This window comes from Serratia sp. YC16 (genome assembly GCF_009707615.1).
Classification (GTDB): Bacteria; Pseudomonadota; Gammaproteobacteria; order Enterobacterales; family Enterobacteriaceae; genus Serratia; species Serratia surfactantfaciens.
Genome location: NZ_WLYN01000002.1, coordinates 179,654 through 201,433 on the forward strand (window position 1 = coordinate 179,654; position 21,780 = coordinate 201,433).

25 protein-coding genes are annotated in these 21,780 nt (G+C 63.3%); 14 read left to right on the top strand and 11 right to left on the bottom strand.

Going from position 1 to position 21,780, the window contains the following annotated elements:
- Positions 1 to 61 precede the first annotated feature (61 nt).
- Positions 62 to 625, bottom strand: a complete 564-nt coding sequence (locus tag GKN89_RS08280; RefSeq protein WP_154746758.1) for a DUF4865 family protein — start codon at positions 623 to 625, stop codon at positions 62 to 64.
- Between the two features lie 105 nt (positions 626 to 730).
- On the opposite strand from GKN89_RS08280, the gene GKN89_RS08285 reads away from it, so the two are divergent.
- Positions 731 to 1,600 carry a LysR substrate-binding domain-containing protein gene (locus tag GKN89_RS08285; RefSeq protein ID WP_154746759.1) on the top strand — a complete coding sequence of 290 codons (870 nt, stop codon included), beginning with the start codon at positions 731 to 733 and terminating at the stop codon, positions 1,598 to 1,600.
- Here the strand turns inward: GKN89_RS08285 and sseA are convergent.
- A complete protein-coding gene (gene sseA / locus GKN89_RS08290) occupies positions 1,597 to 2,442 on the bottom strand; it encodes a 3-mercaptopyruvate sulfurtransferase (protein ID WP_074054759.1) in 846 nt (281 codons plus the stop codon). The two genes, GKN89_RS08285 and sseA, sit on opposite strands and share 4 nt — an antisense overlap.
- A gap of 106 nt (positions 2,443 to 2,548) precedes the next feature.
- Here sseA and GKN89_RS08295 point away from each other — a divergent pair, with 106 nt between their 5' ends.
- Positions 2,549 to 2,971, top strand: coding sequence for an NUDIX hydrolase (locus GKN89_RS08295; RefSeq protein WP_154746760.1), 423 nt, complete (start codon positions 2,549 to 2,551; stop codon positions 2,969 to 2,971).
- Between the two features lie 10 nt (positions 2,972 to 2,981).
- On the opposite strand, the gene GKN89_RS08300 is transcribed toward GKN89_RS08295, so the two are convergent.
- From GKN89_RS08300 to GKN89_RS08315, 4 genes are all read right to left on the bottom strand, one after another.
- Positions 2,982 to 3,647 (bottom strand): epimerase, encoded by a 666-nt coding sequence (locus GKN89_RS08300; protein WP_154746761.1) that lies wholly within the window; start codon positions 3,645 to 3,647, stop codon positions 2,982 to 2,984.
- Complete coding sequence (locus GKN89_RS08305; RefSeq protein WP_019454675.1) at positions 3,644 to 4,669, bottom strand: AraC family transcriptional regulator; 1,026 nt, start codon at positions 4,667 to 4,669, stop codon at positions 3,644 to 3,646. The genes GKN89_RS08300 and GKN89_RS08305 overlap by 4 nt, the downstream gene beginning before the upstream one ends.
- 10 nt (positions 4,670 to 4,679) lie before the next feature.
- A complete protein-coding gene (locus GKN89_RS08310; protein ID WP_154746762.1) occupies positions 4,680 to 5,564 on the bottom strand; it encodes an oxidoreductase in 885 nt (294 codons plus the stop codon).
- Positions 5,565 to 5,645: 81 nt separating this feature from the next.
- Positions 5,646 to 7,082: a PLP-dependent aminotransferase family protein gene (locus GKN89_RS08315; protein WP_019454673.1), complete on the bottom strand. Its 1,437-nt coding sequence runs from the start codon at positions 7,080 to 7,082 to the stop codon at positions 5,646 to 5,648.
- Between the two features lie 176 nt (positions 7,083 to 7,258).
- Here GKN89_RS08315 and GKN89_RS08320 point away from each other — a divergent pair, with 176 nt between their 5' ends.
- The 3 genes from GKN89_RS08320 (at position 7,259) to GKN89_RS08330 (ending at position 9,440) form a co-directional block, all read left to right on the top strand.
- Positions 7,259 to 7,447: a DUF1127 domain-containing protein gene (locus GKN89_RS08320; RefSeq protein WP_019454672.1), complete on the top strand. Its 189-nt coding sequence runs from the start codon at positions 7,259 to 7,261 to the stop codon at positions 7,445 to 7,447.
- A gap of 9 nt (positions 7,448 to 7,456) precedes the next feature.
- On the top strand, positions 7,457 to 8,080 hold the full coding sequence (locus tag GKN89_RS08325; RefSeq protein WP_154746763.1) for a glutathione S-transferase family protein: 624 nt from the start codon (positions 7,457 to 7,459) through the stop codon (positions 8,078 to 8,080).
- A 229-nt stretch (positions 8,081 to 8,309) separates the two neighbouring features.
- Entirely contained in the window at positions 8,310 to 9,440 is a 1,131-nt protein-coding gene (locus GKN89_RS08330; RefSeq protein WP_154746764.1) for a Gfo/Idh/MocA family protein, read from the top strand.
- 102 nt (positions 9,441 to 9,542) lie between these two features.
- Here GKN89_RS08330 and GKN89_RS08335 read toward each other — a convergent pair whose 3' ends face one another.
- The 3 genes from GKN89_RS08335 to GKN89_RS08345 are packed head-to-tail and all read right to left on the bottom strand — an operon-like array spanning position 9,543 to position 12,675.
- On the bottom strand, positions 9,543 to 11,414 hold the full coding sequence (locus tag GKN89_RS08335) for an amidohydrolase (protein ID WP_154746765.1): 1,872 nt from the start codon (positions 11,412 to 11,414) through the stop codon (positions 9,543 to 9,545).
- A 21-nt stretch (positions 11,415 to 11,435) separates the two neighbouring features.
- Positions 11,436 to 11,981, bottom strand: a complete 546-nt coding sequence (locus GKN89_RS08340; RefSeq protein ID WP_019454668.1) for an antibiotic biosynthesis monooxygenase — start codon at positions 11,979 to 11,981, stop codon at positions 11,436 to 11,438.
- Positions 11,982 to 12,030: 49 nt separating this feature from the next.
- A complete protein-coding gene (locus GKN89_RS08345; protein WP_004939390.1) occupies positions 12,031 to 12,675 on the bottom strand; it encodes a hydrolase in 645 nt (214 codons plus the stop codon).
- Positions 12,676 to 12,815: 140 nt separating this feature from the next.
- On the opposite strand from GKN89_RS08345, the gene GKN89_RS08350 reads away from it, so the two are divergent.
- From GKN89_RS08350 to GKN89_RS08390, 9 genes are all read left to right on the top strand, one after another.
- Complete coding sequence (locus GKN89_RS08350; RefSeq protein WP_019454667.1) at positions 12,816 to 13,727, top strand: LysR substrate-binding domain-containing protein; 912 nt, start codon at positions 12,816 to 12,818, stop codon at positions 13,725 to 13,727.
- Positions 13,728 to 13,770: 43 nt separating this feature from the next.
- Complete coding sequence (locus GKN89_RS08355) at positions 13,771 to 14,145, top strand: cell envelope integrity protein TolA (protein WP_025159996.1); 375 nt, start codon at positions 13,771 to 13,773, stop codon at positions 14,143 to 14,145.
- A gap of 140 nt (positions 14,146 to 14,285) precedes the next feature.
- A complete protein-coding gene (locus GKN89_RS08360) occupies positions 14,286 to 14,762 on the top strand; it encodes an OsmC family protein (RefSeq protein ID WP_019454665.1) in 477 nt (158 codons plus the stop codon).
- 90 nt (positions 14,763 to 14,852) lie between these two features.
- Entirely contained in the window at positions 14,853 to 15,911 is a 1,059-nt protein-coding gene (locus GKN89_RS08365) for a fatty acid desaturase (RefSeq protein WP_154746766.1), read from the top strand.
- A gap of 13 nt (positions 15,912 to 15,924) precedes the next feature.
- On the top strand, positions 15,925 to 16,854 hold the full coding sequence (locus GKN89_RS08370) for an ABC transporter substrate-binding protein (protein ID WP_063918999.1): 930 nt from the start codon (positions 15,925 to 15,927) through the stop codon (positions 16,852 to 16,854).
- A gap of 61 nt (positions 16,855 to 16,915) precedes the next feature.
- A complete protein-coding gene (locus tag GKN89_RS08375) occupies positions 16,916 to 18,076 on the top strand; it encodes an ABC transporter permease (RefSeq protein ID WP_019454662.1) in 1,161 nt (386 codons plus the stop codon).
- Positions 18,073 to 19,008, top strand: coding sequence for an ABC transporter ATP-binding protein (locus GKN89_RS08380; RefSeq protein WP_154746767.1), 936 nt, complete (start codon positions 18,073 to 18,075; stop codon positions 19,006 to 19,008). The genes GKN89_RS08375 and GKN89_RS08380 overlap by 4 nt, the downstream gene beginning before the upstream one ends.
- Positions 19,005 to 19,778: an ABC transporter permease gene (locus GKN89_RS08385; RefSeq protein WP_019454660.1), complete on the top strand. Its 774-nt coding sequence runs from the start codon at positions 19,005 to 19,007 to the stop codon at positions 19,776 to 19,778. Before GKN89_RS08380 ends, GKN89_RS08385 begins: the two co-directional genes overlap by 4 nt.
- A gap of 28 nt (positions 19,779 to 19,806) precedes the next feature.
- Positions 19,807 to 20,568: a phosphate/phosphite/phosphonate ABC transporter substrate-binding protein gene (locus tag GKN89_RS08390; RefSeq protein ID WP_019454659.1), complete on the top strand. Its 762-nt coding sequence runs from the start codon at positions 19,807 to 19,809 to the stop codon at positions 20,566 to 20,568.
- Between the two features lie 6 nt (positions 20,569 to 20,574).
- On the opposite strand, the gene GKN89_RS08395 is transcribed toward GKN89_RS08390, so the two are convergent.
- Together GKN89_RS08395 and GKN89_RS08400 are read right to left on the bottom strand one after the other, a co-directional pair.
- Positions 20,575 to 21,294, bottom strand: coding sequence for an SDR family oxidoreductase (locus GKN89_RS08395; protein WP_154746768.1), 720 nt, complete (start codon positions 21,292 to 21,294; stop codon positions 20,575 to 20,577).
- A gap of 106 nt (positions 21,295 to 21,400) precedes the next feature.
- Complete coding sequence (locus GKN89_RS08400) at positions 21,401 to 21,778, bottom strand: MarR family transcriptional regulator (RefSeq protein ID WP_043128674.1); 378 nt, start codon at positions 21,776 to 21,778, stop codon at positions 21,401 to 21,403.
- Positions 21,779 to 21,780 lie beyond the last annotated feature (2 nt).

Genomic DNA, 21,780 nt, shown 5'->3' on the forward strand with positions numbered 1-21,780 from the left:
GCCCGCATCCCGCGAACCGCAAATGAGTGTTTAGTATTGATAATGATTATCAATATCAGATTTAACTGTCAACCCGCGGCGCAGTGTGGTCAAAGGGAGCGGACAGATGGCCGACGCGGAACAGCTGGCTGTTTTGCGGCCGCGCCTGCGGCGCTTCACGCCAGATATCCAGCCGTACTAACCGCCACTCGGCGGGATCGAACGCCACGATGGAGGCCAGCGCGCCGGAGGCCGCCTGCTGTTGGCGACGCAATGCAGGCAGATCGCTGTAGGGGGCGATGGCCTGTTCCTGACGGGTCGCCCAAGCGGCCTCGGCCAGATGAAGGCGATCGAAATGCGTCAGCCACGGCAGCCAGTGGCTGACGCGCGGCCAGCCGAACGCCTGGCTGAGGCCCCTGAAGCCTTCGCCGGCCAGGAAGTCGCTCATGCCGGCGCTGCTGTTCCACAGATAAAAAGGAGCGTAGAGATTCTCGGCGCTGCCTTCGCTGCGCTGCGCGTACAGATAGGCTTTGACGATCAGCTGCGGGCAGGCGTCGAGCAGGTGGCCGAAATCGGCAATGCGGCGGCGAACGATCGCCATATCGTAGTCGGCGGGCAGGGTGAAACGGTATTGCATCGCGAGCATAAGGATTCTCCTGAAAGACATTGACCCGGAGAGCGTGACACGCCATCTTTATCAGTAAAATCGGTATTATTTTGATTGATGGTTCAGAAAATCAGGACGGTCAGCATGGGACGAATTACCTTCGATCTCGAGGATTTACGCAGCTTCGTCACCGGCGTCGAGCTGGGCAGCTTCGCCAAGGCGGCGGAACGGCTGGGGCGTTCGACGTCGGCGGTCAGCGCCCACCTGAAAAAGCTGGAGCAGCAGGTCGGCGCGCCGATCCTGCGCAAGGCCGGACGCGGCATGGTGATGACTGAGGCGGGGGAGACCCTGCTCGGTTACGCGCGCCGTCTGCTGGAGCTGAATGATGAGGCCGCCGCCGCGGTGCGAGGATTGGATCTGCAGGGCACGGTGCGGCTGGGGCTGCAGGAGGATTTCGGCGAGACGTTTCTGCCGCAAGTGTTGGGCAGCTTCGCGCGCGCCAATCCGAAGGTGCGTATCGAGGCGCGCATCGCCCGCAATGCCGAGTTGATCGACTGGGTGCTGAAAGGCCAACTGGATCTGTCGCTGGCGTGGGATGGCGGTTTGAGCACGCCGTTTCATCAGGCGCTGGGCCGGCGGCAACTGCACTGGATCGCCTCGCCCGGCTTCGCGCTGGCGCCCTGGCGAGAAGGGGATGAGCCGCTGCCGCTGGTGATGTTCGACGCGCCCTGCCTGATGCGCAGCGCGGCGACGCAGGCGCTGGATCGCGCCGGCATCCCCTGGCGCATCGCCTTTACCAGCCGCAGCCTGAACGGCGTGTGGGCGGCGGTGAACGCCGGGTTGGGCGTCACGGTGCGGGCGGCTGCCGGTTTGCCGCCCGGCCTGACGCCGCTGGCGCCCGATTTGCTGCCCGCTCTGGGCCAGCTCGGCGTGGTGCTGCACCGCGCCGAGGATCAGCCTTCTGCCGCCGTGCAGCGGCTGGCGCAGATCGTGGTAGAGCGGATCGAATCTTAATCTTTGGCGATCGGCTGCTTGCCGCTCAGTTGGCCCCATTCGCTCCAGGCGCCGTCATACAGTTTGACCTGCGGGGCGCCGAGCGACAGCAGGCCGAACGCCAGCACCGCCGCCGTTACGCCGGAGCCGCAACTGGTGATGATCGGGCCGTTGATGTCCACGCCTTTGTCGCTGAAGGTTTGGCGCAGCGCTGCCAGCGATTTGAAACGGCCGTTCTCCAGCAGCTCGCCGTACGGAATGTTGATGCTGCCGGGAATGTGGCCGCGATGCAGGCCGGGGCGCGGCTCTGGCGCTTCGGCATAAAAGCGCGGCGCGGCGCGCGCGTCGAGAATTTGCACCGGCGTGCCTAACGCCTGCTCCACTTGCCGCATATCCACCACCGCTTCGGCGTTGAAGCGGGCGTTGAAGGTCTGCGGCTCAGGCTGCGCCGGGCCGGTTTCCAGCGCTTGCCCCAGCGCGGTCCAGCCGTTAAGCCCTTCGTCCAGCACGTAAACGCGCTGGGCGCCGAAATTGCGGAAAGTCCACCAGCCACGCGGCGCGGAAAACTGGTTGCCTTCGTCGTAAATCACCAGGGTGTCGCGCTCGCTGATGCCCAGCTTGCCCGCCGCTGCGCCGAATTCCGCCGCCGTTGGCAACATGTGCGGCAGCGTGGTGTTCTTGTCCGCCACCTCGTCGATATCGAAGTAGACCGCGCCGGGGATATGGCCGCGTTCGAACTCGGCAAGCATGTCTTTTTTCGGCGTCAGCCCGACCGGCGACATTCGCACGTCGAGAACGACCAGATTTTCATCGTTGATATGTTGCGCAAGCCATTGGGGAGTCACCAGAAACGGAGAGTTCATCGTCATTGTTCGCCTGTTGTGAAAACGGGTTTTCACTATACACCAGGCCGCGCGGGGATGAAGTATGATGTTCAGTGACAGGGGATGGACGGGGTGAGGAGAAAACATGACGGAACGGGCGTTTGGCGGAGCCAAGATCGCGCTGCTGTGCGACGGTTTTCTGCTGGTTTACCAACGGGACGATAAGCCGGGTATTCCGTGGCCCGGCCTGTGGGATCTGCCCGGCGGCGGGCGGGAAAACGGCGAAACGTCGCTGCAGTGCGTGCAGCGGGAGACGCGGGAAGAGTTCGGCGTATCGATCGCCGAACGGCAGATCGTCTGGCGGCGGCGCTACGACGGCATTTCGCCCGGCGGTTTGCCGACCTGGTTTATGGCCGGGATGATCACTCCGGCGCAGATCGCCGCGATTCGCTTTGGCGACGAGGGGCAGCGTTGGCGGATGATGCCGGTGGAGCAGTTTATTCACCATCCGCAGGGTATCGAACATCTGCGCCGCCGGGTGGCGGAGTATTGGCGGCAGGGCGGTTAACCCCGTTGTTTCAGGACGCCGCCACTCGGTTGATCTGCGCCGGCTCCAGGATGCGTAAGTCGGTTTCCCGGCGCGCCACCGCCAGCATCGCCAGCCCAACCCGCTCGGTGGTGGTCACCTGAGCGGGAAGCAGCCGCAAAGCGCCGAGCCACAGCGGTTTGAACAGCCGATAGGCCAGATCGTAGAGGCGGGTTTTGGAGCGAATGCCGTGCAGCGGCACAATGGCGCCAGGGCGGAACATCACCGCGTGGAACGGCAGCGTCAGCAAGGCGTTTTCGGTAGCGCCCTTGACCCTGGCCCACATGCTGCGGCCGCGTTCGCTGCTGTCGGTGCCGAGGCCGGAGACGTAAATAAAGACCATCGTCGGGTTCAGCATCGCCAACGGGCGGGCGGCGGCCAGCGTCAGATCGTAAGTCACCGCGCGATACTCGGCCTCGCTCAGGCCGGCGGACGACGTTCCCAGGCAGAAGAAACAGGCGTCGTAGCCGGCGAGCTGCGGCTCCAGCGAAGACAGGTTGCGCAGGTCGGGCAGGGTGAGCTGACGCAGTTTGGCGTGGCTCTGGGCCAACGGGCTTCGGCCGATGCTGAGTACTTCGCTGACCTGCGGATCGCGCAGGCATTCCCGCAGTGCGCCCTGGCCCACCATGCCGCTGGCGCCGAAAATAATCACTTTCATGTTCTGTTCTCCCGTTGGCCGACGGCGCGCTGCGTGCGCCAGCGGCTGGGCGTCAGCGCCTCCCACTGCATGAACGCGCGGCTGAACGAATTCAGTTCTTCAAATCCCAGTACAAAGGCGATTTCTCCCGGCTCGAGATCGGTGTCCGCCAACAGCCGACAGGCGGTGCGGTGGCGGGTTTTGTCCAACAGCTGCTGGTAGCTGTAGCCGTGCTGTTGCAGGCGGCGCTGCAGCGTGCGCGGGCTGAGATAGAGCTCAGCGGCCACGCTGTTGACGCTGGGGCGTTGGCCGCGCATGCTGCGCCCGAGGATCGCCATCACCTGCGTCGGCAGATCGTGTTCCGCCAAAGAGCGGGCCAGCTCCGCCTCCAGCCCCGGCAGCAGCACCGCCAGCATGTCCTGGTTATAGGTGACGAAGGGTTGACGCATCAACGCGCGATCGAACACCAGCACGTCCAGCGGGGCGTTGAATGCCACCGGGCAACCGAAATAGCGCGCCAGCGGGGAGGCGGCATCCGCTCGCCGGGTCAATTCGATCGCCAGCGGCTGCAGGGGCAAGCCGGTGCCGCGTCGACACAGGGTGGTGATGGCGGCGAACATGGCGTCGATCAGCATCGCCGGCGCATGGCCTTCGCTCATGGTCCAGCGAGTGTGCAGGCGCATGCTGTCGCCGTCTTCCACCAGCATCAGCTCCTCCGGGCAGACCAGCCGTTTGTAGCGCGCGATCTTTTGCAGCGCTTCGCCCAGCGTCGCGGAATGCAGCGCGGCGACCGAAGCGATGTCATAGTGTTCCGGCGCCACATCGCCGCCGAGGCGCAGACCGAAACCCGGGTCGTCGCTCAGCTGCGGCAGGGTGCGCCAGACGGAGAAAAATTGCTGCGTGGTGAGTTTCACCTTGTCGCGCCGTTCGCCGAACAGCCCGGCGGGCAACCCGGCCAATCGGCCGAGCTGCTCGATATCGACGCCCAGCGCCGCCAGGCGTACCGCCAGTGCGCTGGAGACCGGAATTTGATCGCTGCTCAATGCGGGCTCCTTAGGGTTTTCCCGTCACCACCGCCGCCATCGCGGCGTGATCCGGTGAGCTGTCGTCGTGGTCGGTGCTCAGGCTGAGAGCGCGGAATGCCGTGTCTTCCGCCTGACGTTCGGCCAGGATCTGCGCTGCCATATGCACCGCGTCGCTGCCGAGCAGCAGGCGCAGCGGAGGGGCTTCCAGCGCCGCCAACTGCAGGATCGCCTGCGCCGCCTTGGCCGGATCGCCGGTTTGGCTGCCGTTATGCTGCTGCAGGAAGGCCAGCATCGGACCCAGCGTCGGCTGATAGGCTTCGCCGATCGGCGCAATGGTCATTGAAGAACCGGCCCAATCGGTGCGGAAGCCGCCGGGCTCGACTATCGTCACCTTAACGCCGAACGGCGCGATCTCTTTGGCCAGCGATTCGGAGAAACCTTCGACCGCCCACTTGGCGGTATGGTAGGCGCTGAGACCGGCAATGCCGAGGCGAGCGCCGATGGTGGCGATCTGGATGATATGGCCGCTGCCCTGCCGGCGCAATATCGGCAACGCCGCGCGGGTGACGTTGAACACGCCGAAAAAGTTGGTCTCGAGCTGCGCGCGGAAGTCCGCCTCATCGGCTTCTTCTATCGGCGCGATATTGCCGTAACCGGCGTTGTTGACCAGCACGTCCAGCCGGCCGAAGCGTTCGATCGCCGTGCGCACCGCGCGTTCGGCGGCCCTGGCGTCGGTGACGTCGAGCGCGACCGTAGCGACCCGATCGCCGTAGCGTTCCACCAGCGGCTGCAGCTGTTGCGCCTGACGGGCGGTGGCGATCAGACGGTGTCCGGCGGCCAGCACCGCCTGCGCCAGCTGTTGGCCCAGGCCGCGGGAGCTGCCGGTGATTAACCATACCTGTGACTGAGACATCATGACCTTCCTGATTGCGAGTGGGTGTGATGCCACTTTAGAGCGCCGGGCCGCACAGCGATAATCCGATCGCGTCAAGATTTAATCCGATTGCGCCAAACTGTCGGCCGGCATCAGCGCCTGGATGGTGGCGCCGACCTTCTGCACCGCTTGCTCTATCTCCGGCGTCAGCGCCGGCGCATAGTTGATGCGCAGGCAGTTGCGGTATTTGCCGGCGGCGGAAAAGATGCTGCCGACGGCGATCTGCACGCCCTGCTGCTCGAGATGACGGTTGAGGCGCAGGGTGTCGAACGCCTCATCCAGCTCGATCCACAGCATAAAGCCGCCGCGCGGGCGGCTGACGCGGGTGCCTGCCGGGAAGTATTTCAGGATCAGATCGGTCATCCGATCGCGGTTCTGCCGGTAACGGGCGCGCATGCGCCGCAGGTGCTGCAGATAGTGCCCGCCGCGAATAAACTCGGCGATCGCCAGCTGCGGCTGGGTGGCGGTGGCGCCGGAGCCGATGAATTTCATATGCAGCACCCGCTCCAGGTAGCGGCCGGGCGCGATCCAGCCCACGCGCAGCCCCGGCGCCAGCGTTTTGGAAAACGAGCTGCACAGCAGCACGCGGCCATCTTCGTCGAACGACTTGATGGTGCGCGGCCGTGGGTAGTGATAGGCGATGTCGCCGTAAACGTCATCCTCGATGATCGCCGCGTCGTGGCGCTGCGCCAGCGTCAGCAACCGCTGTTTGTGGGCGTCGGGCATGATGTAGCCCAGCGGGTTGTTGCAGTTGGGCGTCAGCAGGATAGCCTTGACCGGCCACTGCTCCAGCGCCATTTCCAGCGCTGCCAGGCTGACGCCGCTGAGCGGATCGGTGGGGATTTCCAGCGCCTTGATGCCCAGGCCTTTGAGTGTCTGCATGGTGCCGTGGAAACAGGGCGAGTCGACCGCCACGATGTCGCCGGGTTGGCAAACGGCGCGCAGCCCGGCGGAGATCGCTTCCTGGCAGCCGGTGGTGATCAGCAGCTGATCGGGGCCGATTTGGCAGCCCGAATCCAGCAGCAGGCGAGCGACCTGTTCGCGCAGCGCGGCCACGCCCTGAATGCTGTCGTAATACAGGCTGCGCAAATCGCCGTGGCGGGCGGCGTTGCGCAGGGCGACGATCAGCGGTTTCATCGTCGGTTCGGCGATATCCGGCATGCCGCGGCCCAGCTGAATCAGGCCTTCGCGCGGCCGGCTGCGCACCAGCTCCAGCACCTGTTCCCATTGTGAAATATCCACCGGCCTCTGCACCGGCGCCGTCATGGCGGGCAGCTCGGCCTGCGCGCGGCGCGCGTGCACGAAGTAACCCGACTTCGGCCGCGCTTCCACCAGGCGCTGTTCCTCCAGCAGCCGATAGGCTTGTTGCACCGTACTGATGCTGACGCCGTGCTCCTGGCTCAGCGTGCGCACCGAAGGCAGGCGGTCGCCGGCCGGATACAGTCCTTGCTGGATGCGCTGGCTAAGAATGGCGGCCAGGGCGGCATAGCGTGTCATACAGATGCCTCTCGTTGAGTTGAATGCCGTAAAAACCGGTACAGATGCTTTCAAAGTAAAGCATTCAGCCTGTTTTTGGGTATGGCTGTATGAAAAAAATAACGCTGACGTGAATCTGTATTGTTTTTTTCTCGCACAGCATCATGACGGCAGAGTCAGTTGCCCAGGAGAACATGATGACCGTCTTGTCTATCGTAAAAGCCGCCATGCCGCGGCGAACATGGCTATCCCGCTGGCGTTTGTATCAACTGCGCCAGCGGACGCGAAGAGAGTTGCTGCTGCTGAACGACAGGCAACTGGCGGATATCGGCCTGACGCGAGCGGATGCGCGCCGCGAAGGGGATAAGCCTTTCTGGAGAGGGTGAGGAAAGCGGATGCTGAAATTATTGGGTAAGGCTTCATCGATCAACGTGCGCAAGGTGTTGTGGACCTGCCATGAGCTGGCGCTGCCGCTGGAACGGGAGGAGTGGGGCAGCGGCTTTCGCTCCACGCAGGAACCCGAGTTTTTGGCGCTCAATCCCAACGGCCTGGTGCCGGTGCTGATCGACGGCGCCCGAGTGCTGTGGGAGTCGAACACCATTTGCCGCTATCTGGCGGGGCGGGAAGTACGGCAAGATCTGCTGCCGCAGGCACCCGGCGCGCGGGCGGCGGTAGAGATGTGGATGGATTGGCAGGCCACCGATCTAAACGGTGCCTGGCGCTATGTGTTCATGTCGCGGGTGCGCGGGCATGCGGATTATCAGGATGCCGCCAGCCTGGCCGCCGCCGAGTGCGAATGGAACCGGCTGATGGGCTTGTTGGACGCACATCTGGCGCAGCGCGGCCCTTACGCCGCCGGCGCCGTTTTTACGTTGGCGGACGTGGTGCTGGGGTTGTCGCTGAACCGTTGGTTGATGACGCCGTTCGAGCGGCCGCATTATGCGGCGCTGGCGGACTATCAGCAGCGCCTGCTGCAACGTCCCGGCTACGTGCGGCACGGCGCCAACGGTTTACCGTGATATGAAATAAATGGTTCATTTTATCTCGTCCGGATACGACACTGCCGTGTCCGGACTTTCTCCGTTGCATCATCCCGTCAAGGTTTCATGAACGTCATCACGAATATGAACTTTATTTTCCCGTGTGCTTGTTATTGAAATTTATATTCCATATAAACCCGTTATCAACCGGCGCGTTTCATTGAGCGGCGCCTGGTTCTACGCAGGATTTCTGTCACGGGAGAGAATGATGAAACAGGTACGCGTTGGGTTAATCGGCACCGGCTATATCGGGCGTTGTCACGCTATCGCCTATGCGCAGGCCGCCACGGTATTCCCCCTCAAGGGGGAACTGGTGCTGGAGATGCTGGCGGAGGTGACGCCCGAGCTGGCGGCGCAGCGCGCCGCCGAATTCGGTTTTGCGCGCTCGACCGGCGACTGGCGGCAGCTGGTGGCCGATCCGGCGATCGACGTGGTGGACATCTGCGCGCCCAATTTCTTGCACAAAGAGATGGCGCTGGAGGCGATATGTCACGGCAAGCACGTGTATTCGGAAAAGCCGCTGGCGCTGGACGCCGCCGACGCGGCGGAGATGGTGCAGGCCGCTCGCGCCAAAGGTGTGAAAACGCTGGTCGGTTTTAACTACATGAAAAACCCCACCAGCCAACTGGCGCGCGAAATTATCGCCAACGGCGAAATCGGTGAGGTGGTGCATTTTTACGGCACCCACAATGAGGATTACCTGGCCGACCCACGCACGCCGATCGACTGGCACTGCCGCCGCGCCAGCGCTGGGCTGGGCGCGCTCGGGGATCTGGCGGCGCACATCGTCAATATGGCGCACTACCTGGTGGGCGATATCGTGGCGGTTTCCGGCGATATGCAGACCGTGATCAAACAGCGCCCGGATCCGCAAGACCCGACGCGTCTGCACCCGGTGGAAAACGAAGACCAGGCCAGTGCGCTGCTGCGTTTCGCCGGCGGTGCGATGGGCACTATCGAAACTTCGCGCATCGCCTGCGGGCGCAAGATGGGGTTGACCTATGTGGTCACCGGCACCAAAGGCACGCTGAGCTATACCCAGGAGCGGATGGCGGAGCTGAAGCTGTATCGGCACGATGAACCGGCGGAGCGGCAGGGGTTCAAGACGCTGCTGGTGGGGCCAAAGCACCCGGACTACGCGGCGTTTTGCATCAGCGCCGGGCACGGCATCGGTTTTAACGATCAGAAGACGGTGGAGATCCGCGATCTGGTCAACGGCATCGCCGCAGGCGACCGCATGTGGCCCGACTTTGAAGAGGGGTGGAAGGTGTCCTGCGTGCTGGATGCGATAGCTGCCTCCGCCGAACAGCGGCGCTGGCTGGAGATCAACCGCGATTGAAAATGAAATGGCGCTCTCCCGTGGACAGCGCCATTAATTTATTATGCTGTTAGCTTAATACCTTATTAAGTTAATTTTATAATAAGTTATTGGCTTGATAGCTTAGAACGAGAAACACGAACAGCCGAACGCGCCCCAGAAGGCATTCTCATCCGACACCGGGATGCTGGAGCGGCGCGCGATGTCATGCTGGTGTGCGTGCACGCCGCACGGGCCGCAGCATTGATGCGCCTGGCTCAATACCCCGACGCGGGCCGCCGCCGACGGCGGTGCGGAGCGGTAATGGCCCGGCACCTGGGTGACCGGCGACCAGTCCGGCAACACCGGCAGCGGTGGCGGCGCCAGTGGCGAGAAGCTGCCGGCGGCATAGACCACTTTGCCGTCCACCACCGTCATGACCGACTCGATGCCTTTGATCTGCTCTTCCGGCACGCTGAAGTAGTCCTGCGACAGCACCGCCAAATCCGCCAACTGACCGACCTTGATCTGGCCTTTCTTGCCCTGTTCGGTGGAGAACCAGGCGCTGCCCTGCGTCCACAGCATCAGCGCCGTTTCGCGATCCAGCCGGGCGTTGTCGTCGTACATCGCCATGCCGCCGACGGTGCGGCCGGAAACCAGCCAGTACAGCGCCGTCCACGGGTTGTAGCTGGCGACGCGGGTGGCGTCGGTGCCCAGCCCGACCGGCAGCTCGGCCGCCAGCATTTTCGCCACCGGCGGCGTATGTTTGGTGGCTTCGATGCCGTAGCGGTCGGCGAAATACTCACCCTGGAACGCCATGCGGTGCTGCACCGCAATGCCGCCGCCCAGCGCCTTGACCCGCTCGATGTTGCGTTCGGTAATGGTCTCGGCGTGATCGAACAGCCAGTGCAGTCCGTTGAACGGAATGTCGCGGTTCACCTTCTCGAACACGTCCAGCATGCGGCTGATGGATTCGTCATAGGTGGCGTGCAGGCGGAACGGCCAGCGGTGCTCGACCAGATGGCGCACCACCCGCTCCAGCTCGTCTTCGGTGCCCGGCGGCAGATCCGGGCGCGGCTGCAGGAAGTCTTCGAAGTCGGCGGCGGAAAACACCAGCATCTCGCCGGCGCCGTTATGGCGGTAAAAGTCGGTGCCCTGACCCGGCTTGAGCATATCGGTCCACAGCTCGAAGTCTTCCAGCTCCTGCTTCGGCCGCTGGGTGAACAGGTTATAGGCGATGCGGATGGTCAGCTGCTTTTTCTCGTGCAGCTCGGCGATCACCTGATAGTCCTCCGGGTAGTTCTGGAAGCCGCCGCCGGCGTCGATGGCGCTGGTGAGGCCGAGACGGTTCAGCTCGCGCATAAACTGGCGGGTGGAGTTGACCTGCTGCTCCAGCGGCAGCTTCGGCCCTTTTGCCAGCGTAGCGTACAGGATCATGGCGTTGGGTTTGGCGATCAGCATGCCGGTCGGGTTGCCGTTGGCGTCGCGTTGGATCTCGCCGCCCGGCGGGTTCGGCGTGTCTTTGGTGTAGCCGACCACCTTCAGCGCCGCGCGGTTGAGCAGCGCGCGATCGTAGAGGTGCAGAATGAACACCGGCGTGTCCGGCGCCGCCTGGTTGATCTCGTCCAGCGTCGGCATGCGGCGTTCGGCGAACTGGAATTCGGTCCAGCCGCCGACCACCCGCACCCACTGCGGGCTTGGCGTGCGCAGCGCCTGCTCTTTCAACATGCGCAGGGCGTCGGCCAGCGAAGGCACGCCTTCCCAGCGCAGCTCAAGGTTGTAGTTCAGGCCGCCGCGGATCAGGTGCAGGTGCGAGTCGTTCAGGCCTGGAATGGCGGTGTGGCCGTGCAGGTCGATCACCTGGGTTTCCGGCCCGGCGTGTTGCATGACTTCGCCTTCGCTGCCGACCGCCAGAAACTTGCCGTCGCGGATGGCGACCGCCTGTGCGGTAGGATTTTTGCGATCGACGGTGTGAAACTTGCCGTTGGTGATGATCAATGAAGCGTGGTGGTTCATAACATTCTCCCGGCGAACCGCCTAGCGGCGGGTCAGCCATTGATGAAAAACGCGAGTCACGATAGGCATCCACAGGTACACCACCAGGGCGACCACGGTGGCGTCATTGAGAAAATGGCCGAGCAGCGTGCCGTCCAGCTGCGGCAGCACCAGCCCCCAAAACCAGGGCACCAGATTGGTGGATGGAAAGATCACCAGCAGGGTGATGATGAATTGCTTCCACTGGGGCGGCTGGCGCACGCTGGGGTTGGGCGGGGTAAACCAGAACTCCGCGCCGGGGCGGATCTCGATATGGTCGTTCTCCAGCAGCAGCGGGGCGACCTCTTCGATGTATTGCTTGCGCAGCGGCGAGTGGATCCAGCGGTACAGGTTGTCGAGATTGTCGAAGCGCACCAACACCGTATAGGCCTGTTCATCGCCGGAAGGGCGGATAACGTTGACGCCCAGATGGCCGGTGAAGCTTGCGGCATCCGGCATGATGCGGTTCAGCCAGGCCTCATAGGCTTGCTCGTTCCCCGGCGCCAAACGGTGGGTGATCACCAGCGTGACATGCTGCGGATGGGCCATAAAACCAACTCCTGAAAATACCCCGGCACAGGGCCGGGGCAAGGGGGGATTATTTCACCGTGCGCGCCGGTGCGTGGTGCACCATGGTGTAAGCGTAGTCGACACCCATGCCGTACGCGCCGCTGTGTTCGCGCACCAGCGCCATCACCGCGTCGTAGGTGTCTTTGCGCGCCCAGTCGCGTTGGTATTCCAGCAGCACCTGCTGCCAGGTGACCGGTACGGCGCCGGCCTGCACCATGCGGTCAATCGAACGTTCGTGCGCATCGACGGACGTGCCGCCGGAGGTGTCGGTCACCACATACACTTCATAGCCGGCTTCCAACGCCATCAGCGCCGGGAAGGTCAGGCACACTTCGGTCCACAGCGCGGAGATCACCAGCTTTTTGCGGCCGGTGGCTTCCACGGCTTTGACGAAGGCCGCGTCTTCCCAGGAGTTCATCGAGGTGCGTTCAATCGGGGTGATTTCAGGGTGTACCGCCAGCAGTTCCGGCCAGATGTAGCCGCTGAAGCTTTCGGTTTCGACCGAGGTGAAAAGGGTGGGGACGTTGAAAATCTTGCCTGCCTTCGCCAAACCAACAACGTTGTTTTTCAGTTGCTGACGATCAATATTAGCCACGCCGAAGGCCATTTGTGGTTGATGGTCGATAAAAATCAGTGCGGAATTGTCTTTATCAAGCAGTTGAAACTTGGACATAATTTACCTTCCCAGTGATATTTCGGTTGAACATCTGATGAGTGTAACGCCGATAAAACCCATGGTAGGCAGAGGGCGATTTCAAAGATACCGCAGAATTTTTGCCGACTTGTTGAGTTTTTTTATACACGGGAGAAAGCATGAGATTAAACCTGGAAGCGCTGCTGATTTTGGACGCGCTGGACCGGCACGGATCTTTCGCCGCCGCGGCCGCCGCACTGTTTAAAACCCCTTCAGCACTGAGCTATATGGTGCAAAAGCTGGAGAACGATCTCGACATCACCCTGCTCGATCGCTCCGGGCATCGGGCGAAGTTCACCGATACCGGCAAGCTGATGCTGGAAAAGGGGCGGGTGCTGCTGCGGGCGGCGCAGGATCTGGAACAACAGGCGCGCTATGTCGAAAACGGCTGGGAAAGCGAGATCACGCTCGGGATTGACGCCTCTTTCCCGTTTGCCCGCCTGTTGCCGCTGATCGACGAGTTCTACCAACAGCATCACCATACCCGGCTGCGCTTCAGCCACGAGGTGCTGGCCGGCTCCTGGGAGTCGCTGGTCTACGGTTGCGCCGACATTATCATCGGCGCCATCTGCGAGCCGCCGTCGCGGGTGGGCTATGCGTTCAGCAGGCTGGGGCAGCTGGATTACGTGTTCGCCGTCGCGCCGCAGCATCCGCTGGCGGCATTGCCGGAACCCTTGCCGAAGGACGAAATCCGTCAGCACCGGGCGGTGGTGGTGCGCGACACTTCGCGGGTCAACGCGCCGCAGAGCCTGAATCTGCTGGAAGAGCAGGATACGCTGACGGTGTTCGGCTTCGACGCCAAGCTGCAGGCGCAGCTGGCCGGGCTGGGCTGCGGCTATCTGCCGCGTTCCTTGGCGGAACCTTACCTGAACAGCGGCGAACTGGTGGCGAAACGCGTCGAGTCTGAACGCTGCAGCGACGTCGCCTATTTCGGTTGGCGGGAAAGCGCCAGCGGCCTGGCGGCCAAATGGTGGCGCGAACGGCTGCAGCGCTACGCGGATGACGGCGAGGCCTACCCTTCGGGGCAGTAAGCGCCGTCATATAAGGATCAACAACCCGATAAGGACATAGGGAATGAAAAAGAGACTAAGTCTGTTGGCGCTGCTGCTGTTGAGCGGTTGCGGTACGAGCGCCGGGCGTCAGGCCGGCATACCGTTACCGGCGCCGCAGGCTGAAGCGTTGGCCACGACGCCGCTCAGCTATCCGGTGCGGGTGCATAATGCGGTGAGTCGCGAACTGCGTTTGCCGGAGCACGCGCGCGGGCAACGATGCACCATCGGCATTCGTCTGCTGCCGAACGGCAAGCTGGCGAGCAGCAAGATCGTAAGAGGCGATGCGCCCCTGTGCGCGGCGGCCAGCGCGGCGGTGCAGCAGGCGCAGTTTCCGCCGATGGCCAGCGCGACCGAATACGCGCTGTTCAACGCCGTGGTGCTCGATTTTGTTCCCTGAAAACCTATGACCGACGGGCCGCTTGCGCGGCCCGTTTTTTCTCGTTTCGCCGTTTGCATCTTCGCGCTTTTCCGCCAATAGTGTTCTCCGGACATGCAGCAAGGCGATTTTTCATTGGCCGGTCAACGGGAGAAAAAGGCATGAAAGGCGAGCATCATTATCAGGTGGCGGTCACCTGGCAGGGGAATTTGGGCGCAGGCACCGAAGATTACCGCGCCTATGGGCGCGATCACCTGATCGGCGCCGTGGGCAAGGCAGATATCGCCGGTTCAGCCGATCCGGCCTTTCGCGGTGACGCGACGCGCTGGAATCCGGAGGATTTGCTGGTGGCTTCGCTCAGCGCCTGTCACAAATTATGGTATCTGCATCTGTGCGCTACCTCGGGCATTTCCGTACTGGCCTATCAGGACAACGCCGTTGGGGTGATGCGTGAAGATGCGGCGCGCGGCGGCTTTTTCACCTCGGTGACGCTGCGGCCGCAGGTCACGGTGCGCGACGGCGACGATCTGCGGCTGGCGCAACAGCTGCACGAGAAGGCGCATCACCTGTGCTTTATCGCCAACTCGGTGAATTTCCCGGTGGCGTGCGAGCCGCAGGCCGAGTACGCAACCCGCTGAATTTTCACTTAGCTTTGCCATTTTCGTTATTTTGAACGCCGTTACGGCTCACGGATACTGGGGGGAAAATCCTCAACCGCGAGCCGCAGCATGTCCTACGCCCACTATTTGCATCCCGAACAGCGCGAACGCATCCGGCGGCTTCATCGGCGCTGGTATTGGCGGCTGGAGCTGCCCACCTGGGGAATGATGGCGGCAGTGTATGGCGGCTGGTTCGGCGTGGCGCACTATTGGCAGGCGTTGGGCCCGTGGCTCGGCGCACCGGCGCTTGTCCTGCTGACCACCTGGTACCTGTCGTTGCAGCATGAGCTGATCCACGGCCATCCGACGCGCTGGCCGCGCGTCAATCAGCTGTTCGGCCTGTTGCCGCTGGCGGTGTGGTATCCCTATGGGCTGTATCGCGATTCGCATCTGCGCCATCACCGCAACGATCACCTGACCGACCCGCACGAAGATCCCGAGAGCTACTATTTCAGCGCCGCGCAGTGGCGGCGCTATCCTCGCCTGTTGCCGCGGCTGGCCGCCGTGCGCAATACGCTGATTGGCCGAGTGTTGTTCGGCCCGGCGCTGGATATCGTCGCCACGCTGTTCGGCGCCGTGAAGACGCTTGCGGCGGGCGATCTGCACGCCTGGGCGATGTGGCTGACGCATCTGTCGCTGTTGGCGATGCTGCTGAGCTGGCTGCAGACGCAGGGCATCGGCGCGGCGTTTTATCTGTTGGCCATCAGCTACCCGGCGCTGGCGCTGACCAAGGTGAGATCGTTTTTTGAGCATCGTGCCGTGGACGCACCGCAGGCACGTTCTATTATTAATGAGGCGGGCTGGCCGTGGCGGCTGCTGTTTCTCAATCTGAACTACCATTTAGTGCATCACGATCTGCCCGGTTTGCCCTGGTATGGCCTGCGCGAAGTCTATCTGGCGGAACGCGAGGCGTATCAGCGCCGCAGCCAGGGATTCGTCGCGCAGGGTTATGGTGAGTGGCTGCGCGATTACGCGCTGACGCCGATCGACGTCGGCGTGCATCCGCTGAGCGCCGGTGAACGGCGTGAGGAACGCGATGCCCTGCCGAAGAAAAAATTTATTGCGCGCTGGAAGCGCGTTTCTCAGGATTTTCCAACCGAACTGGCCCATGAGCCGGAAAACGTATAACCAGAGGAAAAGTATGGCAATCACCTTATCACGCGGACGTTCCTTTGCTGTCGCACTGACGCTGCTGGCCACCAGCGGTCTGGCGCAGGCGGCCGACTCGGTGCGCGTCGGCTCCAAGATCGATACCGAAGGTTCGCTGCTCGGCAACATCATCGTGCAGGTGCTGGAAGCCAATGGCATCAAAACCACCAACAAGCTGCAGCTCGGCACCACCAAGGTGCTGCGTGGCGCCATCACCTCCGGCGAGATCGACATCTACCCTGAATACACCGGCAACGGCGCGTTTTTCTTCTCTGATGAGAAAGATCCGGCGTGGAAGAACGCCCAGGCCGGTTTCGAGAAGGTGAAACAGCTCGACTACGACAAAAACAAAATCGTCTGGCTCGATGCGGCGCCGGCCAACAACACCTGGACCATCGCCATTCGGCAGGACGTGGCGGACGCCAACCATCTCAAAACGCTGGCGGATCTCGGCAAGTGGATCAACGGCGGCGGCAAGTTCAAGCTGGCGGCCTCGGCGGAGTTTATCGAGCGGCCGGATGCGCTGCCGGCATTCCAAAGCGCCTACGGCTTCAAGCTGAATCAGGATCAGCTGCTGTCATTGGCCGGCGGCGACACGGCGGTGACCATCAAGGCGGCGGCCGAGCAGACCTCCGGCGTCAACGCGGCGATGGCCTACGGCACCGATGGCCCGGTAGCGGCGTTGGGGCTGCAGACGCTGGCGGACCCGAAAGGCGTACAGCCTATCTACGCGCCGGCGCCGATCGTGCGCGAGGCGGCGTTGAAAGAACACGCCAACCTGCCCGAGTTGCTGAAACCGGTGTTCGCCTCGCTGGACGGGCCGACGCTGCAAAAGCTCAATGCACAGATCGCCGTGGAAGGGCAGGACGCCAAACAGGTGGCGGCCGCTTACCTGAAAGAGAAAGGGTTTGTTAAGGGATAACGCCGAGGTGCCCCCTCTGTCGCCGGGAGAGGGGGTGAACCGATGGAGCCGGAGAGTTTCTTTGATTATCGCCGTAAAACATCGCGTCTTGTTGACGCTGTTCATGCTGTTGCTGCTGGCCGCCTTCGGCCTGCCGTTCCTCAGTTACGCCCCCAATCGTCTGTTGTCGGGTAAAAGCCTTTCCTTGTACTCCCTGCTGCACGGCCCGGCGCTGTGGCTGCTGTTGCCGCTGGCGACATTGGCGATCCTCAGCCTGCTGCCGCCGACGCGGGGGCGTGCGCTGCTGGCGGCGTTGGCCGCCTGTGGTGTACTGACGCTGGCGTTCTGGATCAGCGGCCAGGCCGCCGGACGTCTGGCGCAGGAGGGATCGCGGCTGGCTCGCACCTCCTGGGGCAGCGGCTGCTGGTTGACGATGGCGCTGAGCCTGCTGATCGCCGCCGACGCCATGGCGCGTCTCACGGCATCGCACCTGCGGCGGATGCTCGGCAATGCGCTGGTGCTGGTGCCGCCGGCGCTGCTGCTGTTCGGCCATCAGCTCGATCAGCTGTCGCTGCTGAAGGAGTACCATAATCGGCAGGAGGTGTTTGACGCCGCGCTGTTGCAGCACCTGACCATTCTGCTGGCGACGATGGCGCCTGCGCTGGCGATCGGTGTGCCGCTCGGGGTGCTGTGCTTTCGTTCCGAGCGCTGGCAGCGGCCGATCTTCTCCGTGTTGAACATTATCCAGACCGTGCCGTCGATCGCGCTGTTCGGCCTGCTGATCGCACCGCTGGCGGGGCTGGCGGTGGCGGTGCCCTGGCTGGCGGAACACGGCGTCAGCGGTATCGGCATGGCGCCGGCGATCGTGGCGCTGGTGCTGTACGCGCTGTTGCCGCTGGTGCGCAGCGTGGTGGCGGGGCTGCAAAGCGTACCGGCCGGCGTGATTGAGTCCGCTACCGGCATGGGGTTGACGCGCGGGCAGATCTTCCTGCGCGTGCAGCTGCCGTTGGCGCTGCCGCTGTTCCTGACCGGCGTGCGTATTCTGGCGGTGCAGACCGTCGGCATGGCGGTGGTGGCGGCGCTGATCGGCGCCGGCGGCTTTGGCGCCATCGTATTTCAGGGGCTGCTCAGCAGCGCGCTGGATCTGGTTCTGCTGGGGGTGATCCCGGTGGTCATGATGGCGGTCATCGTCGATTCGCTGTTTAAATTTTGGGTTTCAATCCTGGACGTATCGCGCCGATGATTCACTTTGAGCAAGTCAGCAAAATTTTTCAGGGCAAGCCGGCGGTGGACGATCTCACGCTGCACATCGACGAGGGCGAATTCACCGTGTTGATCGGCACCTCGGGCTCCGGCAAGTCCACCACGTTAAAAATGATCAACCGCCTGATCGAACACGATCGGGGCAAGATTTTCTTTGCCGGCGAAGAGATCCAGTCGTTTAAGCCGCAGGATCTGCGGCGGCGCATGGGCTACGCGATCCAATCGATCGGCCTGTTTCCGCACTGGACGGTGGAGGAGAACATTGCCACCGTGCCGCAGTTGCTGAAATGGCCGCGCGCGCGCATTCGCGATCGGGTTAGCGAACTGCTGGAGCTGTTGCATCTGGAGCCGGATCTGTTTCGCCGCCGCTATCCGCATCAGCTTTCCGGCGGGCAGCAGCAGCGGGTGGGTGTGGCGCGTGCGCTGGCGGCCGATCCCGAGGTGCTGCTGATGGATGAACCGTTCGGCGCGCTGGATCCGGTCACCCGTGCGGCGCTGCAGGCGGAGATCGCCCGCATTCATCAGCTCTCCGGCCGCACCATCGTACTGGTGACGCACGACATCGACGAAGCGCTGGGCCTGGCGGATCGTCTGGTGCTGCTCGACCAGGGGCGGGTGGTACAACAGGGCACGCCGCTGGAATTGCTGACCGCGCCGGCCAACAACTTCGTGCGTGACTTTTTCGGGCGCAGCGATCGCGGCATCAAACTGCTGTCGCTGGGGACGGTGGCGGAGCGGGTGCGGCCCGGCGTCGCCGTGGGCGAACCTATCGCCGCCGCCCTGAGCCTGCGCGAGGCGCTGTCGGTCTTTGTGGCGCGCGGCAGCGACTGCTTGCCGGTGGTGGATGAACGGGGCGAAGCGTTGGGGGTCTTGCATTTCAACGATCTGATCGCCGGGCAGGCGCTGTCATGAGCGGGCGCATCGGGCGCCTGCTGCGCGATCCGCTGCTCTGGACGCTGGCGCTGCTGTTGGCGCTGGTATTTGGCATGGATCATTTACGCGGTCTGTTCGCCGCCTGGTTCCCCGACCTGGATCGGCCAATTTACCAGCAAGACAGCTTCATCGCGTTGGTGGCAGCGCACCTGCTGCTGGTGGCGATCTCCAGCCTGATCGCGGTGGCGATCGGCGTGGCGGCCGGTGTCGCCGTGACCCGGCGCAGCGGCCGGGAGTTTCGTTCGCTGGTGGAAACGGTGGTGGCGGTGGGGCAGACCTTTCCGCCGGTGGCGGTGCTGGCGGTAGCGGTGCCGGTGATGGGCTTCAGCGAACAGCCGGCGATCATCGCGCTGGTGCTGTACGGCCTGCTGCCGATCCTGCAGGGCACGCTGGCGGGCATCGAATCGGTGCCGCCCGCCACGCGCGAGATCGCCCGCGGCGTAGGGATGAGCGCCTGGCAAATTCTGTGGCGGGTGGAACTGCCGCTGGCGGCGCCGGTGATTGTCGCCGGGATCCGCACCTCGGTGATCATCAATATCGGCACGGCGGCCATCGCTTCCACCGTCGGCACCAAGACGCTCGGTTCGCCGATCATCATCGGCCTGAGCGGGTTTAACACCGCCTATGTGATCCAGGGCGCGGCGGTAGTGGCGCTGTTGGCTATTATCACCGATATGCTGTTTGAACGTTGGGTGCGTTATCTCACCGCCTGGCGTCAGCAGACGCTGGCGACCACTCCGGCGGGGTAAGGGGGAAATGATGCAGGTGTCTCTACCGATGTACGGCGTTGGCCGGGAGCAGGCCGAATCCTTCTGGCAGGTTCTGCGCGACAAACTGCTGCGGCTGGGGTTGCCGGCCGCGCCGGAGCAGCTCAGTTGGCCGGACGATCTGGCGCAGCACTGGCGGCGCGAGGATCTGCTGCTCAGCCAGACCTGCGGTTATCCGTTGGTCAGCAGCCTGCCGCAGGTGCAGCTGATCGGCACTTACCATTACCGGGTTGAAGGGTGCGACGGGCCGAATTATCGCAGCTGGCTGGTGGTGCGCGCCGACGATCCCGGCGAGCGGCTGGCGGATTTTCGCGGCCGGACGGCGGCCTATAACAGCACCGATTCCCAGTCCGGCTACAACGGCCTGCGCGCGTTGATCGCGCCGCTGGCGCAGGACGGGAAATTCTTCGGCGCGGCTATCGCCTCCGGCGCGCATTATCAGTCGCTGAAGCTGATCCGCAGCGGGCAGGCCGATATCGCCGCCATCGATTCCATCAGCATGGAACTGCTGCGCCGCGCACAGCCGCAAGCGTTGGAAGGGCTGAAAATCATCGGCCGCACGGCGGCGGTGCCGGGTTTGCCGCTGATCACCGCCGCGGGCACGCCGCCGGAGCAGCTGGAAATTCTGCGCGCCGGCGCCCGAGCGATGCTGGATGAGGCGGTCAGCGACCGCCTGCTGATCGGCGATTTCAGCCTGGTGCCGCGTTCGGCCTACCAGATTATCACCGTGCTGGAACAGCAGGCTGCCGCGCAGGGCGTGACGGCGCTCTAGCCGCCGTTACAACAGGCCGCCGCCGTCGATGTCGATCACGCTGCCAGTGACGAAGCCATTCTCCATCGCCAGCAGGTAACCCGCCGCGACGTCGGCCGGCTGGCCGATGCGACCGACTGGCAGACTGCCGCCAACCCGTTCGAACAGTGCCTGACGCTGTGCGGCGCTCATGCCGTCATAGGCTTCGGTGGCGGTGATGCCGGGGCTGACCACGTTCACCCGCCGCGGCGCCAGCTCCTTCGCCAGCTGTTTGCCGGCCGCTTCCAGCGCGGCATTGATGGCGGTTTTGACCAGCTGGCCGCCGAGGTATTTACGCGACAGCTGACCGGAGGTCAGGGTGATGGAACCCTGCGGCGCCAGCGTCGGCAGCGCGGCCTGCACCGCGCGCAAACTGCCCCAGAATTTGACGTTGAAGTCGGCCTGCGCCTGTTCAAGGGCGGTCTCCGCCAGCGGTTTCGCCTGCACCAGCGGCCCGGCGGTGATCACCAGATGGTCGAAAGCGCCGACGGCGGCAAACAGCGCCTGCAGCGACGTTTCATCGGCCAGATCGGCCTGCATCAGGCGCAGCGCACCGTTTTTCTCCTCGGCCTGAGGAAGGCGGCGCGAAGCCAATACCACTTCAGCACCGCGCGCCGCCGCCGCGTAGGCCACCGCGGCGCCAATGCCGCTGGTACCGCCCAGGATCACCAGCTTTTGTCGTTTCAGGGGGGAATCGGGAATCGTCATGTTAAGGCCTCTTTTAGGGTAAGTTTCAACGTGATCTATCTTTCCTGATTGAAAATCACCTAACAATCGGCCTTACTGACAAACACTTGTTAATGAATTTTAAAGATCATGCCGCGCTAAAGCGGGCGTTTAACTTCTGATCCACGATAATCTCGAAATCGGTAAACAGCGCGCGGGGTTTCACCGAACGCCCCTGTTTTTCCAGCGCCACCAGGCCGTGCCCGCTCAGCGTTTTCAGCGTGGTTGACAGGTTGCTGACCTGGCGGCCCGACAGTTCGGCCAACTGACTGATGGTCTCTGGGCGGGCTGTGTCGATCAGACGCAGCAGGGCGATATTCTCGTTGCTGAGCACCTGGGCCAGCGCAATCATCGACGTGAACCACACGTTGGGCTCACGCTCCTGCGGCTGATATTCCCCTTTTGCGATCGCCAGTATGCGTTTGCGAATCAGTTCTTCAGGCATCACGCCAATCAGTGCTTTCATCA

Coding starts and splice junctions, on each gene's coding strand:
- GKN89_RS08280 (WP_154746758.1), bottom strand. CDS start 625: ATGCTCGCGATGCAATACCGTTTCACCCTGCCCGCCGACTACGATATG.
- GKN89_RS08285 (WP_154746759.1), top strand. CDS start 731: ATGGGACGAATTACCTTCGATCTCGAGGATTTACGCAGCTTCGTCACC.
- sseA (WP_074054759.1), bottom strand. CDS start 2,442: ATGAACTCTCCGTTTCTGGTGACTCCCCAATGGCTTGCGCAACATATC.
- GKN89_RS08295 (WP_154746760.1), top strand. CDS start 2,549: ATGACGGAACGGGCGTTTGGCGGAGCCAAGATCGCGCTGCTGTGCGAC.
- GKN89_RS08300 (WP_154746761.1), bottom strand. CDS start 3,647: ATGAAAGTGATTATTTTCGGCGCCAGCGGCATGGTGGGCCAGGGCGCA.
- GKN89_RS08310 (WP_154746762.1), bottom strand. CDS start 5,564: ATGTCTCAGTCACAGGTATGGTTAATCACCGGCAGCTCCCGCGGCCTG.
- GKN89_RS08315 (WP_019454673.1), bottom strand. CDS start 7,082: ATGACACGCTATGCCGCCCTGGCCGCCATTCTTAGCCAGCGCATCCAG.
- GKN89_RS08320 (WP_019454672.1), top strand. CDS start 7,259: ATGACCGTCTTGTCTATCGTAAAAGCCGCCATGCCGCGGCGAACATGG.
- GKN89_RS08325 (WP_154746763.1), top strand. CDS start 7,457: ATGCTGAAATTATTGGGTAAGGCTTCATCGATCAACGTGCGCAAGGTG.
- GKN89_RS08330 (WP_154746764.1), top strand. CDS start 8,310: ATGAAACAGGTACGCGTTGGGTTAATCGGCACCGGCTATATCGGGCGT.
- GKN89_RS08335 (WP_154746765.1), bottom strand. CDS start 11,414: ATGAACCACCACGCTTCATTGATCATCACCAACGGCAAGTTTCACACC.
- GKN89_RS08340 (WP_019454668.1), bottom strand. CDS start 11,981: ATGGCCCATCCGCAGCATGTCACGCTGGTGATCACCCACCGTTTGGCG.
- GKN89_RS08345 (WP_004939390.1), bottom strand. CDS start 12,675: ATGTCCAAGTTTCAACTGCTTGATAAAGACAATTCCGCACTGATTTTT.
- GKN89_RS08350 (WP_019454667.1), top strand. CDS start 12,816: ATGAGATTAAACCTGGAAGCGCTGCTGATTTTGGACGCGCTGGACCGG.
- GKN89_RS08355 (WP_025159996.1), top strand. CDS start 13,771: ATGAAAAAGAGACTAAGTCTGTTGGCGCTGCTGCTGTTGAGCGGTTGC.
- GKN89_RS08360 (WP_019454665.1), top strand. CDS start 14,286: ATGAAAGGCGAGCATCATTATCAGGTGGCGGTCACCTGGCAGGGGAAT.
- GKN89_RS08365 (WP_154746766.1), top strand. CDS start 14,853: ATGTCCTACGCCCACTATTTGCATCCCGAACAGCGCGAACGCATCCGG.
- GKN89_RS08370 (WP_063918999.1), top strand. CDS start 15,925: ATGGCAATCACCTTATCACGCGGACGTTCCTTTGCTGTCGCACTGACG.
- GKN89_RS08380 (WP_154746767.1), top strand. CDS start 18,073: ATGATTCACTTTGAGCAAGTCAGCAAAATTTTTCAGGGCAAGCCGGCG.
- GKN89_RS08385 (WP_019454660.1), top strand. CDS start 19,005: ATGAGCGGGCGCATCGGGCGCCTGCTGCGCGATCCGCTGCTCTGGACG.
- GKN89_RS08390 (WP_019454659.1), top strand. CDS start 19,807: ATGTACGGCGTTGGCCGGGAGCAGGCCGAATCCTTCTGGCAGGTTCTG.
- GKN89_RS08395 (WP_154746768.1), bottom strand. CDS start 21,294: ATGACGATTCCCGATTCCCCCCTGAAACGACAAAAGCTGGTGATCCTG.
- GKN89_RS08400 (WP_043128674.1), bottom strand. CDS start 21,778: ATGAAAGCACTGATTGGCGTGATGCCTGAAGAACTGATTCGCAAACGC.